The 12416-nt window shown below is 71.0% G+C and carries 14 protein-coding genes; 6 read left to right on the top strand and 8 right to left on the bottom strand.

Annotated features, from left to right (window positions below; genetic code table 11):
• Window positions 1-237: 237 nt before the first annotated feature.
• Window positions 238-1203, bottom strand: coding sequence for a 5'-3' exonuclease (locus tag ABZ420_RS30280; protein ID WP_357129799.1), 966 nt, complete (start codon window positions 1201-1203; stop codon window positions 238-240).
• Window positions 1204-1287: 84 nt separating this feature from the next.
• On the opposite strand from ABZ420_RS30280, the gene ABZ420_RS30285 reads away from it, so the two are divergent.
• Window positions 1288-2415 (top strand): Xaa-Pro peptidase family protein, encoded by a 1128-nt coding sequence (locus tag ABZ420_RS30285; RefSeq protein WP_357129802.1) that lies wholly within the window; start codon window positions 1288-1290, stop codon window positions 2413-2415.
• Between the two features lie 36 nt (window positions 2416-2451).
• Here the strand turns inward: ABZ420_RS30285 and ABZ420_RS30290 are convergent, their stop codons facing one another.
• Complete coding sequence (locus ABZ420_RS30290) at window positions 2452-2883, bottom strand: PPOX class F420-dependent oxidoreductase (protein WP_357129805.1); 432 nt, start codon at window positions 2881-2883, stop codon at window positions 2452-2454.
• Window positions 2884-2984: 101 nt separating this feature from the next.
• On the opposite strand from ABZ420_RS30290, the gene ABZ420_RS30295 reads away from it, so the two are divergent.
• The 4 genes from ABZ420_RS30295 to ABZ420_RS30310 all read left to right on the top strand — a co-directional run bounded on the left by ABZ420_RS30295 (window position 2985) and on the right by ABZ420_RS30310 (window position 6444).
• Window positions 2985-3740, top strand: a complete 756-nt coding sequence (locus tag ABZ420_RS30295) for an SDR family NAD(P)-dependent oxidoreductase (RefSeq protein WP_357129808.1) — start codon at window positions 2985-2987, stop codon at window positions 3738-3740.
• Window positions 3737-5002, top strand: a complete 1266-nt coding sequence (cbiE, locus tag ABZ420_RS30300) for a precorrin-6y C5,15-methyltransferase (decarboxylating) subunit CbiE (RefSeq protein WP_357129812.1) — start codon at window positions 3737-3739, stop codon at window positions 5000-5002. The genes ABZ420_RS30295 and cbiE overlap by 4 nt, the downstream gene beginning before the upstream one ends.
• Window positions 5003-5080: 78 nt before the next feature.
• Entirely contained in the window at window positions 5081-5698 is a 618-nt protein-coding gene (locus tag ABZ420_RS30305) for a hypothetical protein (RefSeq protein WP_040867153.1), read from the top strand.
• Window positions 5695-6444: a cobalt-precorrin-6A reductase gene (locus tag ABZ420_RS30310; protein ID WP_357129961.1), complete on the top strand. Its 750-nt coding sequence runs from the start codon at window positions 5695-5697 to the stop codon at window positions 6442-6444. Before ABZ420_RS30305 ends, ABZ420_RS30310 begins: the two co-directional genes overlap by 4 nt.
• Window positions 6445-6460: 16 nt before the next feature.
• Here ABZ420_RS30310 and ABZ420_RS30315 read toward each other — a convergent pair whose 3' ends face one another.
• From ABZ420_RS30315 to ABZ420_RS30335, 5 genes are all read right to left on the bottom strand, one after another.
• Window positions 6461-6991: a PadR family transcriptional regulator gene (locus ABZ420_RS30315; RefSeq protein ID WP_357129816.1), complete on the bottom strand. Its 531-nt coding sequence runs from the start codon at window positions 6989-6991 to the stop codon at window positions 6461-6463.
• A 57-nt stretch (window positions 6992-7048) separates the two neighbouring features.
• The gene (locus ABZ420_RS30320) at window positions 7049-7444 is read right to left on the bottom strand and encodes a hypothetical protein (RefSeq protein ID WP_357129819.1); all 396 of its coding nucleotides are present in this window, start codon (window positions 7442-7444) and stop codon (window positions 7049-7051) included.
• A gap of 32 nt (window positions 7445-7476) precedes the next feature.
• Entirely contained in the window at window positions 7477-9045 is a 1569-nt protein-coding gene (cobJ, locus tag ABZ420_RS30325) for a precorrin-3B C(17)-methyltransferase (RefSeq protein WP_357129822.1), read from the bottom strand.
• Window positions 9042-9677: a precorrin-8X methylmutase gene (locus ABZ420_RS30330; protein ID WP_357129825.1), complete on the bottom strand. Its 636-nt coding sequence runs from the start codon at window positions 9675-9677 to the stop codon at window positions 9042-9044. The genes cobJ and ABZ420_RS30330 overlap by 4 nt, the downstream gene beginning before the upstream one ends.
• A gap of 100 nt (window positions 9678-9777) precedes the next feature.
• A complete protein-coding gene (locus tag ABZ420_RS30335; RefSeq protein WP_357129828.1) occupies window positions 9778-10215 on the bottom strand; it encodes an Lrp/AsnC family transcriptional regulator in 438 nt (145 codons plus the stop codon).
• Window positions 10216-10351: 136 nt separating this feature from the next.
• Between ABZ420_RS30335 and ddaH the strand changes: the two genes are divergently transcribed.
• Complete coding sequence (gene ddaH / locus ABZ420_RS30340; RefSeq protein ID WP_357129831.1) at window positions 10352-11197, top strand: dimethylargininase; 846 nt, start codon at window positions 10352-10354, stop codon at window positions 11195-11197.
• 21 nt (window positions 11198-11218) lie between these two features.
• Here the strand turns inward: ddaH and cobG are convergent, their stop codons facing one another.
• Window positions 11219-12406 (bottom strand): precorrin-3B synthase, encoded by a 1188-nt coding sequence (gene cobG / locus ABZ420_RS30345; RefSeq protein WP_357129834.1) that lies wholly within the window; start codon window positions 12404-12406, stop codon window positions 11219-11221.
• Between the last annotated feature and the right edge of the window lie 10 nt (window positions 12407-12416).

Genomic DNA, 12416 nt, shown 5'->3' on the forward strand with positions numbered 1-12416 from the left:
CTCGCGTCCGAGCGACCGCCGCTTGCTCCTTCGTCGCCTACGCGACGGCCACTCGGACGCGAGCCGGGCCGCGAACCGCGCATGCTCGGTCTCGCTTCGCTCGAGACCCCTGTAGTCGAGCCGGTATAGCCGCCCCTCGGACCCGGGGCCGGGCCGCGAACGGCGCCTGCTCAGAGCTTCGCTCGGTCGGGCCGGAGTTGTCGTGCCTGATGCGGTGGAGCTGCCGCGTCCGCAGAATTAGCCGAGGCGGGCCGCGAGGGCGGTGATCAAGCGCGTGACCGGGCTCTCGGCGTTGTAGGCGGTGGCCAGAGCGCGCAGACGGTCCGGGTCGGCGGGTTCGGTGGGGAGAGCGTCACTGCGGGACAGGGTGACCTCGGCGTCGCAGACCACTCGCACCACGGGCGCGGCGGCCTTCAGGTAGTCCTCGGCGGCGCGCAGCCGGGCGCGCACGCTTTGGGACAGGTCGGCATCCGGGTCCTCGACGGCCGCGACCAGCGCTTCGAGGGAACCGAAACGGGAGATCAGCGCGGAGGCGGATTTCTCGCCGATGCCCGCCACCCCCGGCAGGCCGTCGGAGGCGTCGCCGCGCAGCGTGGCCATGTCGGCATAGGCCGGGCCCGCGTTTCGCAGCGGTACGCCGTACTTCGCCGATACCTCGGCCGGGCCGAAGAGTTCCGCCTTGGCCAGCCCCCGTCCGGCGTAGAGCACCCGCACCTGGGGCGTCGGCTCGTCTCGTACCAGTTGCAACAGGTCGCGGTCGCCGCTGACCACGATCACCTCGTCGGTGCGCTCCCGGGTGGCCAAGGTGCCCAGCACGTCATCGGCCTCCAGGCCCTCCGCACCACCGGTCGCGATGCCCGCCGCGGCGAGCACCTCCAGGATCATGTCCACCTGCGGGGTGAGCGTGTCCGGAACGGTTTCGGCGCCGGGTGCGGCGTCCGGTGAGGTGTCCAACCGGTGTGCCTTGTAGGACGGCACCAGCTCGACCCGATACGCCGGGCGCCAGTCCAGATCCAGGCACACCACCAGCCTGCTCGGTGCGAACTTGGTGATCAGCGACGCCACCATGTCGGTGAAACCGCGCAACGCGTTCACCGACCGCCCGTCGGGCGCGGTGATCTTGTCGGGGATGGCGTGGAACGCGCGGAACCACAGACTGGCGCCGTCCAACAACAACAGGGGCCCACCGGCAGCAGAGGTCACGGGCCGAGGCTACTCGCCCGCACCGACAGCGCCCTGGCGAAGTTCGGCGTTCCTCCCACGCGCCCGGCAGGTAACGTCGGACGAATGAGCTCGCATACGGAATCGAGGTTCGCGGCGGACGTCTACGGTGCCCGGCTGGAGCGGGCAGTGGAGCTGATGCGGGCCGCCCATCTCGACGCTTTGCTGATCACCCCCGGGCCGGACCTGCGTTATCTGATCGGCTCGGCGGCCGAGTCGTTCGAGCGGCTGACCTGCCTGGTGATCCCGGCGGATGGGGCCACGCCGTCGGTCGTGATCCCGAAACTGGAGCTGGCGTCGCTGGAGGGCTCCGCGGCGGGTGAACTGGGCCTGCAAGTGCTGGACTGGGTCGACGGCACGAACCCGTACGGCCTGGTGAAGTCCGCGCTGCACGTCGGCTCCCGGGTGGCCGTGGCCGATGTGATGCCCGCGCTGCATCTGCTGCCGCTGGCCGAGTCGATCACCGGTCTGCCGGTATCGGCCACCCCCGTGCTGCGCGAACTGCGCATGATCAAGGACCCGGCCGAGGTGGACGCCCTGCGCCGAGCGGGCGCCGCGATCGACCGGGTGCACGCGCGAATGGGGGAGTTCTTGCAGGTGGGGCGCACCGAGGCGGAGGTCGGCCGCGATATCGAAGCCGCGATCCTCGCCGAGGGGCATACCGAGGCGGCGTTCGTCATCGTGGGCAGCGGTCCACACGGCGCGGACCCCCATCACGGCGTGTCCGAACGCCGGATCGAGGCCGGGGACGTGGTGGTCGTCGATATCGGCGGCCCGGTCGAGCCCGGCTACTATTCCGACTCCACCCGTACCTACGTCCTGGGCGAACCCGACCCGGAGGTGGCCGCCCGGTACGCCGAACTGGAAAGCGCCCAGGCGGTGGCGGTGGCGGCCGTCCGTCCAGGCGTCACCGCGGCCGCGGTGGACGCCGCGGCGCGAAACCCGTTGACCGAAGCCGGTTTCGGGCCCGCTTTCGTGCATCGCACCGGCCACGGCATCGGCCTGTCGGTGCACGAGGAGCCCTACATCGTCGCGGGCAACGACCTCGTCCTGCGGCCCGGCATGGCATTCAGCGTCGAGCCCGGCATCTACTTCCGCGGCGAGTGGGGCGCGCGCATCGAGGACATCGTGGTGGTCACCGATGATGGCGGCGAATCCCTGAACACGCGGCCGCACGGCCTCACGGTCCTGTGATCGACGGCTGAAGGCTCAGCCGTCGCGGCGAAGGTGCTAGGCGCCCGCGCCGTTCCCGTCGGCGGCCGGTGCGACCAGCGTGCTGCTGGACAGGACGCGCCGGACCTGGATGGCGATCACCACACGCGTCGGGTTCTCCCGCGGCACGCGATAGCGGCCCGCGTACCGATCGACCGCCTCGGCGACGTCGTCCGGGGCGTCGAGCACGGTGGCCGGGCCCTCCAAGGTGATCCACCGGATCCCGTCGACCTGACTGACCGCCGCGTATCCGGAGCGGCGCACGTTGCGCACCTTCACCGACCCGTCGTTGGTGATGACGCGCGCGATTCCGGCATCCTGGTCCCAGGTGAACCCCACCGCCACCACATGGGGCGTTCCGTCCGCCCGCAATGTCGTCAGCGTGGCGAGATGCCGTTCGGTGACGAACTCGAGGGCGGCGGGCGACAACTCAGCGGTACTCGTCGGCATCCCCCGACCGTAGCCGTCGGCACGCGTCGGCGCCGCACCAGCCCGGTCCGCGACAGGTGAGCGATGACGGGCCGCACCCATGGCAATGAAAGACTGACCCCATGGGAACGCGTGGATTGGCCGACGGCACGGTACTGCTGCTGGGCGGTCGCAGCGAGATCGGGCTCGAAGTGGCGCGGCGGCTGGCGCCCGGGCGCGCGGTGGTTCTGGCGGCCCGGCGCAGCGGCGAGCTGGACGCGCAGCGGGCGCAGATCACCGCGGCGGGGGCGAGCGAAGTGCACGCCGTCGAATTCGACGCCGACGACGTGGCGAGTCATCCGGCGCTGCTGGAGAAGATCGCCGCCGAGCACGGGCCGATCGGCATCGCGGTGCTCGCGTTCGGCGTGCTCGGCGATCAGCAACGCGCCGAGCGGGATCCCGCGCACGCGGCGGCGATCCTGCACACCGACTTCGTCGCCCAGGCGAGTGTTCTCACGTCACTGGCGAACCTGATGCGCGCGCGGGGGGCGGGACAGCTCGTCGTGTTCAGTTCGGTCGCGGGCGTGCGCGTCCGGCGTGCCAACTACGTCTACGGGTCGGCCAAGGCGGGACTCGACGGATTCGCCTCCGGTCTGGCGGATGCCCTGCACGGCAGCGGGGTTCGGATGCTGCTGGTCCGGCCCGGGTTCGTCATCGGGCGGATGACCGAGGGGATGTCTCCGGCGCCGTTCTCCAGTACTCCTGATCAGGTCGCCGATGCGGTGGTCGCGGGTTTGCGCCGCGGCGCGAGCCGGGTCTGGGTACCCCGGATCCTGCAACCGGTGTTCTTCGCGATGCGTCTGCTGCCGCAACCGATCTGGCGTCGGATGCCGCGGTGAGCGCCACGCCCGCGTCGTGGACCGGCGCGCCGATCGCGGTCGTGGGCATCGGCGCCGACGGGTGGCACGGTCTCGGTCGCGCCGCGCGGGAGGCGGTCGGCGACGCCGATTTCCTGTTCGGTTCCGCGCGCCAGCTCGCACTCGTGCCGCCGACTGTGCCGGCGCGGCGGATGACCTGGCCGTCGCCGCTGCTGCCCGCGCTGCCAGGCCTGTTCGAACGGTATTCCGGCGCGCGATTGTGCGTCCTGGCCAGCGGCGATCCCATGTTCTACGGGATCGGCGTCACCTTGGCCCGGCTGCTGGGCCCGCAGGCGCTGCGGGTGCTGCCCCAGCCGTCTTCGGCTTCCCTGGCCTGCGCCAGGCTGGGGTGGTCGCTGGCCGAAACGCCGGTGGTCAGCGTGGTCGGGCGTCCGCCGGCGACGGTGCTGCCCGAGTTGGCCGACCGCAGGCGGCTGCTGGTGCTCAGCGCCGACGAGCACACGCCGCAAGGTTTGGCACAGCTGCTGAGCCGGAACGGTTTCGGTGGTTCCGAGCTGACGGTGCTCGAGCAACTGGGCGGTTCCGCCGAACGGCATCGCGCCGGAATCGCGAAGCAGTGGGAACATCCCCCGGGCGACCCGTTGAATATCGTGGCGATCACCTGCGCATCCGACCCGGACCAGCCGCGCGCCACGCGCCTGCCCGGGCTGCCGGACGAATTGTTCGGGGGCGACGGGCAGCTCACCAAGCACGAGATCCGTGCCCTGACACTGGCGGCGCTGGCGCCCGCCCCCGGCGAACTGCTGTGGGATGTGGGCGGCGGTTCGGGCAGCATCGCCATCGAATGGTGCCGGGCGCATCCGGGCAACCGGGCCGTCGCGTTCGAACGGCTCGACCGCAGGCGGCGGCAGATCTCCGGCAACGCGGAGGCTCTGGGCGTGCCGCACATCATGGTGCGCGGCGAGGTGTGTGCCGAGCTCGCCGCCGACAGCGAAATCGTCGCTCCCGACGCCATTTTCGTGGGTGGGGGCCTGACTCAGGATGGCTTGCTCGAGACATGCTGGGCGCAGTTGCGCCCACGCGGCAGGCTCGTCGCGAACGCGGTGACCGCCGAATCGGAATCACTGCTGCTCAGCTGGTCAAGTGCCCAGGGTGGCGTCTTGCGGAAGTTCCAGATCTATCGCGGGGAGCCCCTGGGGTCTTTCACCGCTTGGCGCCCGCAGCTTCCCGTCACGCAGTGGTCGGTGGTGAAAACCGCGGCGGCGTTCCCCGCAGAGGGGTGAACACGTTACCGGTCACGCGGTAGGGTCGGGGCCGAGTTCCGGTCATGACCGGAAATCCGATTCCTGTTGGGGAGATAGATGAGATACAAGAAGTTCGCCGCTACCGCGTTGCTGGCCGTCGCGGCCACCGGAGTCACCGCCGGTACCTCCTACGCCGCTCCCACGCCCCCTGCGGCGCAGGACCAGTCCGCGGCCGCGCCCACCGTCACGGGCACGGACCAGGGCGTCGGCTACGCGTTGCAGCTCGCCGACGCGGGCAAGTCGGTTGTCACCAGTGTGACCGGCGGCGCGTTCAGCGTCGACACCGACAATCGGTCGGTCACCCTGAAGAACTCCGCGGGCGAGACCGTCACCAGCATTCCGCTCACCGCGACGGCCAAGGGCCAAGAGGTGAACATCGCGGCGGCCGTCGCCGACGAGGGCAGGCAGCTGACGCTGACCCCGCAGGTCGCGCCGACCGCGAACGCGCCGGTCGCCGCCGAGTTCATCGGCGCGCAGGAGTGGTTCTTCGCCGAACTGCAGCGCGCCTCGCTCGGCGCTCTGGTCGGCGGCCTGATCGGCGCCGCCATCGGCATCGTCTTCTTCGGTGTCGGCATCCTGCCGGGCGCGGTGCTCGGCGCGCTGATCGGCCTGGCCGTCGCGGGCGGGCCGTCGCTGCTGAACGCGGGTATCGCCTACTTCAGCGGCCAGCCCTGAGAGTTCTGATTCTGGGCGGCACCCGGGAAGCGCGGGAGCTGGCCCATATCGCTTCCGGCGAGCGAGGATTCGACATCGTCTCCTCGCTCGCCGGTCGTGTGCGCGCACCCTTGCTACCGGAGGGCGCGGTCCGCGTCGGCGGTTTCGGCGGCGCCGAGGGACTGCGCGCCTGGCTCGCGGCCGACGAGACGGCCGCGATCGTCGACGCCACCCATCCGTTCGCGGCGGCCATCAGTGCCAACGCGGCGGCGGCCGCGCATGCCTCCGGTGTGCCGCTGGTGCACCTGCGGCGGCCCAGATGGGTGGAGCGGCCGGGGGACCGGTGGGTGCGGGTACCCGATCTCCCCGCCGCGGCGAGGGAAGCGGCCGCTCTCGGCGAGCGAGTCTTCCTGACCATCGGCAGGCAAGGCGTCGACGCGTTCGCGGGATCGGTCCGGCAATGGTTCCTGATCCGCGCCATCGACCCGCCCGAGAGCGCGCTGCCGCCGCGACACGAAGTGCTCCTCGCCCGTGGGCCCTTCGCGGTGGAGGACGAATCGCGGCTGCTCGCCGAGCATCGGATCGACGTGCTCGTCACCAAGGACAGCGGCGGCGAGCAGACCGAAGCCAAACTCGCCGCCGCCCGCGCGGCCGGAATTCCGGTCGTCGTCGTGGACCGCCCGCCGCTGCCCGAGGGCGCGCCGGTCGTGGAATCACCCGAGCAGGCACTGAATTGGTTGCGCGACCGGCGAGCCCCGCGCTCATGAGTCGGTCTCGCACCGCTCAGCTGTCGAGCAGCTCCGGCAGATGGTCGAACCACTCCAGCACCGCCCGCTCGTAGCGGATCCCGAAGTCCAGTGTGGCGCGGGCGAACGTGGGCTTTCCCTCCGGATCTTCGGCGAGATACCGCGTGAGCCGCGCCTGATGGATCTCGCGGTTGGCCGTGACGATGCCGTCGAGCCGGCCGCGATCGAGATGCTGACCGAAGGAGAGCGTCAGCAGCAACGGCACCCGGATGGTCTCCCCGCCGGGATCGCGGGCGACCCACTCCAGGAACGCTTCGCGCCCCGCGTCGGTGATGCGATAGGGCGTGCGTTCCCTGGCTCCGGTCTCGCCCTTCTCGACGAGTCCCGCCGCGTCCATGGTGGCGAGTTCCCGGTAGACCTGGCTTTGCGTGATCGTCCAGAAGTCGCCGATCCGGTCCTGGGCCTGGGTCACCAGATCCCATCCCGACATGGGCCCTTCGTGCAGAAATCCGAGCAACGACGCCGCCGTCGAGTTCAGTGATTTGCGCTTGGTCGCGGTGTTGGTCAACGACTGCTCCCTTCGCTCTCAACATTCCATAGTGGAATGTTACCGGAACGGGGCGGGTCAGGCGTCGCCGGTCAGCTTGTCGAGCCGGGCGAGCACCTGCGCCATGCCCTGCTCCAGTCGCGCCTGTCCCTGTTCGAGCTGCGCCTGGCCGTGGGCAAGCGCGGTCTGGCCCTGTTCCAGCCGGATCTGTCCTTGTTCGAGCACGGTGACCCTGCGGTTGAGTTCACCCACATTCTCGCGCAGGTTCCCGACATCCTGGCGAAGCTCGCCGACGGCTTCCCCGACGGTCTCCGCGCGTCGGTCGATCCGGCCGATGCCGTCGAGCGCCTTCCTGGTCAGCGCCGCGAGTTCGTTGAGGACCTCGCCCTGCTCGTCGAGCGCTTGTTCGCTCGCGGTGGCCCTGGCCTCCAAGGCGCGAGCGCGCAGCGTCAGCTCCGGCAGTGTCGCGGCCAAGATCCCTCCGATCGTCGGTGCGTCTGGCGATCTTACGCGCCGCCGACGGCCGCGTCGTGCGCGCGATCGTAACGGCGGGAGGTGTAGACCCGTGTGCCCGCGTCGGTCTCGCGCGCCGTGGTGGTGGACGCGCCGATGATCAGCAGCGTACGCATGTCCACCTCGTCGGGGTCGAGGTCACCGAGCGATACCACCCGGACGGATTCGGAGGGTCCGCCCACATCGCGCCCGACGACGACGGGCGTGTCCGGCTTGCGATGCTCCAGCAGCAGGTCCCGCATCGCGCCGACCTGCCAGGTGCGCTGCGAGGACGCCGGGTTGTAGACCGCGATCGCCATGTCGGCCGCCGCGACGGCGGAAAGCCGCTGCGCCACGACCTCCCACGGCTTGAGCCGGTCGGAGAGCGAGATCATCGCGTAGTCGTGCCCGAGCGGCGCGCCCACCCGGCTGGCCACCGCGTTCGCCGCGGTGAGGCCGGGCAGCACCCGGACCGGCACCCCGGTCCACTGCGGATCGCCGGATTCCTCCAGCACCGCCGCCGCCATCGCGAACACCCCGGGATCCCCCGAGGAGACGACCGCGACCCGCGCGCCGCGCTTGGCCAGATCCAGAGCCATGGCGGCGCGCTCGGACTCGACCCGGTTGTCGCTGGCATGCCGGCGCTGCCCCGGGCGCTCGGGCACTCGGTTCAAGTAGGTGGTGTAGCCGACCAGATCGGTGGCGTCCGTCAACGCCGCGCGCACCTCGTCGGTGGTCCACTCCGGCGCGCCGGGACCGAGTCCCACCACCACGACCTCACCGACGCCCTCGGGCGTCTCCGCGTCGGCGACCCGCTGAGGCGCGGCTGTCTCCGCTTCGAGGCGCGGCAGCGGCGTGGTCGGTTCGGGGCCCGGCACGAGGGCGATGGCGAAGTAGGGCACCTCCGCGTCGTCGACCGCGCCCGCGTGCAGCACGCGCTGATGGGTGGTGCTCGCGCGCTCGACGTAGTACGCGCCGGCGAGCCGTCCGGAATCCGAAAGCGCTCGGCGCACACCGGGATAGGTGCGTCCCAGTTTCATGATCGCGGCCGCGTCGGTCGTGCGCAGCCGCCGGGTGAGCTCGTCGACCGGCATGGTGCCGGGCAGCACGGTGAGCACCTGCTCGCCCTCGACCAGCGGGGTTCCCAGCGCTGCCGACGCCGCGCTCACGGAGGTGATGCCGGGGATGATCTCGGCGTCGAACCGGTCGGCCAGCCGCCGGTGCATGTGCATGTACGAGCTGTAGAACAGCGGGTCGCCCGCGGCCAGCAGCGCGACCGACCGGCCCGCTGCGAGGTGCCCGGCCAGCCGCTCGGCGGCCTGTTCGTAGAACTCGTCGATCGCGCCCTGGTAACCGCCGGGATGATCGGTGGTCTCGGTGGTCACCGGGTAGACGAGATGCTCCTCCAGTTGGCCGGGGCGCATGTACGGCGCCGCGATGCGGCGGGAGATGCTGCGGCCGTGGCGCGCGCTGTGGAACGCGACGACGTCGGCCGCGCCGATCACGTTGGCCGCTTTGACCGTCACCAATTCGGGATCGCCCGGTCCGAGCCCGACGCCCCACAGCTTGCCCGGAGTGCTCATTCCTGTTCGCTCGCAATCGCGTTCAGCGCGGACGCGGTGATGGCGCTGCCGCCGCGCCTGCCGCGCACCGTGAGGTATTCGACGCCGCCGAAATCGATCAGCGCGTCTTTGGATTCGGCCGCACCGATGAATCCGACCGGGATGCCGAGCACGGCGGCGGGCCGGGGCGCTCCCGCGTCGAGCAGGTCGAGCAGATGGAACAGCGCCGTCGGCGCGTTGCCGATCGCGACGACGGCGCCGTCGAGACGGTCGCGCCACAGGTCGAGCGCGGCGGCGGAGCGGGTTGTGCCCTTGGCCGCGGCCAGCTCCGGCACGCGCGGATCGGCGAGGGTGCATACGACCTCGTTGCCCGCGGGCAGTCGTTTCCTGGTCACACCCGAGGCCACCATGGTCGCGTCACAGAGAATCGGCGCGCCCGCGCGCAGCGCCGCCCGCGCCGAGGCGACCACACGGGGGGAGTAGGCGATATCCGCGGCGAGATCCACCTGACCGCAGCCGTGGATCATCCGTACGACCACCTGCGCCACATCCGGCGGGAAACCGCTGAGATCGGCCTCGGCGCGGATCGTCGCGAACGAGCGACGGTAGATCTCGGCCCCGTCGGTCAGATAGCTGGCACGTACGTCGGACATGCGGTCCACCCTATGGGGGCGGGTCCGGACAGATCGGTCCGGGTCGGGCGCTCCGCATTCCGGGACGGCCACCGGCTACCGGCGCGCGGGCGCCGCCGGATCAGGTGCGCGGGCGCTCCAAAATCCGGGACATGACGATGGCGCTGCGGGTCCGCCCGACCCGGGCGTTCTCCCGGATCCGTTCCACGGTCACCTCGATCTCGGCCATGTCGGTGGCCATCACGTGCACCAGCGCGTCGGCCTCGCCCGCGATCGTCCAGACACCTACCACCTGCGGGATCGGTTCCAGACTGCGTTTGAGTTCGGCCGGGGAGATGTTGTCGCGGTAGTACACCTCGACGTACGCCTCGGTCTTCCAGCCCAGCGCCGCGGGATTGACCAGCGCGGTGAACCCGGTGATCTGCTTGGCCGTGACCAGCCGGTCGACCCGCCGTTTCACCGCGGGCGCGGACAATCCGACCGCGCCACCGATCTCCTGGAACGAAGCGCGGGCGTTCTTCAGCAATTGCGCGAGAATCCGCCGATCGAGGTCGTCCACATCACACCTTCTCGCTATGAAAGCAATGATTCGCCGTTTTCGGGCTGAAATGCACAACGAATCGTCATTTCTGGCGCAATGCTAGGCCCTTTACCGTCGAATCAGCCGAAAACCCACGCTCATACCGGGAGTTCCGTTGACCTCTGTAGCCACCCTCCCTGTCGAGTCCGCCGCCCGCCGTTCGTCGCCGCGCCGGTTCGTGATGTGCCGTCCCGTTCATTTCGAGGTCGCCTACGCCATCAATCCCTGGATGAATCCCGCCGAGCCGGTCGACCGCGCGCTGGCCCTGACGCAGTGGGAGACGTTGCGCGCCACCTACGCCGAGCACGGACACACCGTGGAGGTGGTGCCCGGCATCGCGGGCCTGCCCGACATGGTGTTCGCCGCCAACGGCGGTCTGATCGTGGGCGACCGTGCCATGTCGGCCCGCTTCACCCACCCGGAGCGCGCCGCCGAAGGCCCGGCCTACCACGCCTGGTTCGCCGGATACGGCTTGCCGAATCTGGTGGCCGCCGCGGAATGCAACGAAGGCGAAGGCGACTTCCTCCTGGTCGGCGACCGGCTGCTGGCCGGAACGGGCTTCCGCAGCTCGCTCGCCGCGCACGAGGAGGTGTCGCGCCACTTCGGGCTGCCCGTGGTGTCGCTGGAACTGGTGGATCCGCGCTTCTACCACCTGGACACGGTGCTGCTTCCGCTGGACGCCGAAAACATCGCCTACTACCCGCCCGCCTTCAGCCCGGCGGCGCGCGCGGTGCTCGCCGCGCTCTATCCCGACGCGATCGTGGCCACCGACGCGGACGCCGCGGTGCTCGGGTTGAACGGAGTCTGCGACGGTTTCCACGTCTTCCTCAGCAGCGCGGCCACCGACCTGAGCGAAGCCCTGCGCGCCCGGGGCTACCATCCGGTGGGGATCGAGATGTCCGAGTTACTGAAGGCCGGCGGCTCGGTCAAGTGCTGCACGCTCGAGATCCACGGCAGGTGACCGGGCGGTGCCGCCGGAGAGTCAATCGACGCGATAACCCTCGTCGGTCGCGACGATGTCGGTGACCTCGCCCTGCGGGCGGCCGCAGCGGCGGTCGCAGCCCGACCAGTGCTGACGCCCGGCCACGGTGACGTCGGTCGCGGACATCGTCCCCGCGCCGTGGACCGGGTCGGCTGCCCCGGGCAGCACCCGTCCGGTGCCGACCGCGTCGGCCGCATCGGCCCGGACGTCGGTATGCGACTTCGCGCAGCCGGGCTGTCCGGCGCAGGCGCTGACCAGCAGCCACGGCGAGTCGGCGTCGAAGATCAAACCCATCGGCGCCAGCACGCGCACCACCTGTTCGGCGGCCCACTCCGTCAGGTCGGTGATCACCAGGCTGCGCCACGGCGTGACGAAGATCGGTCGCTCCACCGCGGCGAGGAACTCGGCGGTGCGGGCGGGCAGCGAGCCGAGGCGCACGCCCGCGCCGAGCCCGACCGATCCGTTGTCCTGCTCCAGCCAGCCGATCGGAACCCGCTGTTCGGTGGAGAATTCGAGTCTTTCGGCGGTCGGGGACAAGCCGAGGCGATCGAGGACGCGTTCGGCGCCGTGTTCGATCTCCTGCAGCCGCCAGCGGCCCGCGTCGTCGCCGCGCAGGTCCAGGAACGCGTGCGCGGCGGCGAGCGCGACGTCCACCGCGTCGGTGGCGTGGAGTCGCAGGCCGCTGTCGCCGCCTGCCAGCAGCAGGGCGAACTCGTCGGTCCCGGTCGCGTGGACCCCGATGTCGGGGCCGAGCCCACTGACATCTCCGCGTCCGTCGTCGAGGGTGAACAGCACCCGGCCGGGCAGGCCGGCCAGCCGCGGCGACGCGAGCAGGCCGGTGTCCAGCGCAGGAACCAGGGGGTGCACGTCCGCGAGGCCGCCGATCCGGCCGGACAGCGGCGAGGCGATGATGTTGCGCACCCGTTCGTGCGTGGTGCTCGGCAGAAGGCCCGCGGCCGCGAGCCGGTCGGTGAGCGTCCCGGCGTCGCGCACCCGGCGTAATTGGACGTTGCCCCGGGAGGTGAGCTCGATGTTCCCGTCCGCCAGGTCGAGCGCGGCCTCGGCCAGCGCCTGCACCTGGGTGGGATCCAGGCGACCGCCGGGCACGCGGATTCGTGCCAGCGGCCCGTCGGCGGCCTCGTGCAGCCGCAGCACGCCCGGGCAGGAGTCAGGAGCACGTCGTGTCATAGCGCATCCA

Origin of the sequence: Nocardia sp. NPDC005745, from assembly GCF_040630775.1 — a bacterium.
In the GTDB taxonomy this organism is placed as follows: domain Bacteria; phylum Actinomycetota; class Actinomycetes; order Mycobacteriales; family Mycobacteriaceae; genus Nocardia.

What these genes read in the sequence shown, in the direction of transcription:
- ABZ420_RS30290 (WP_357129805.1), bottom strand. Translation starts at nt 2,883, where the DNA reads ATGCCGACGAGTACCGCTGAGTTGTCGCCCGCCGCCCTCGAGTTCGTC.
- ABZ420_RS30295 (WP_357129808.1), top strand. Translation starts at nt 2,985, where the DNA reads ATGGGAACGCGTGGATTGGCCGACGGCACGGTACTGCTGCTGGGCGGT.
- cobG (WP_357129834.1), bottom strand. Translation starts at nt 12,406, where the DNA reads ATGACACGACGTGCTCCTGACTCCTGCCCGGGCGTGCTGCGGCTGCAC.
- ABZ420_RS30285 (WP_357129802.1), top strand. Translation starts at nt 1,288, where the DNA reads ATGAGCTCGCATACGGAATCGAGGTTCGCGGCGGACGTCTACGGTGCC.
- ABZ420_RS30330 (WP_357129825.1), bottom strand. Translation starts at nt 9,677, where the DNA reads ATGTCCGACGTACGTGCCAGCTATCTGACCGACGGGGCCGAGATCTAC.
- ABZ420_RS30305 (WP_040867153.1), top strand. Translation starts at nt 5,081, where the DNA reads ATGAGATACAAGAAGTTCGCCGCTACCGCGTTGCTGGCCGTCGCGGCC.
- cobJ (WP_357129822.1), bottom strand. Translation starts at nt 9,045, where the DNA reads ATGAGCACTCCGGGCAAGCTGTGGGGCGTCGGGCTCGGACCGGGCGAT.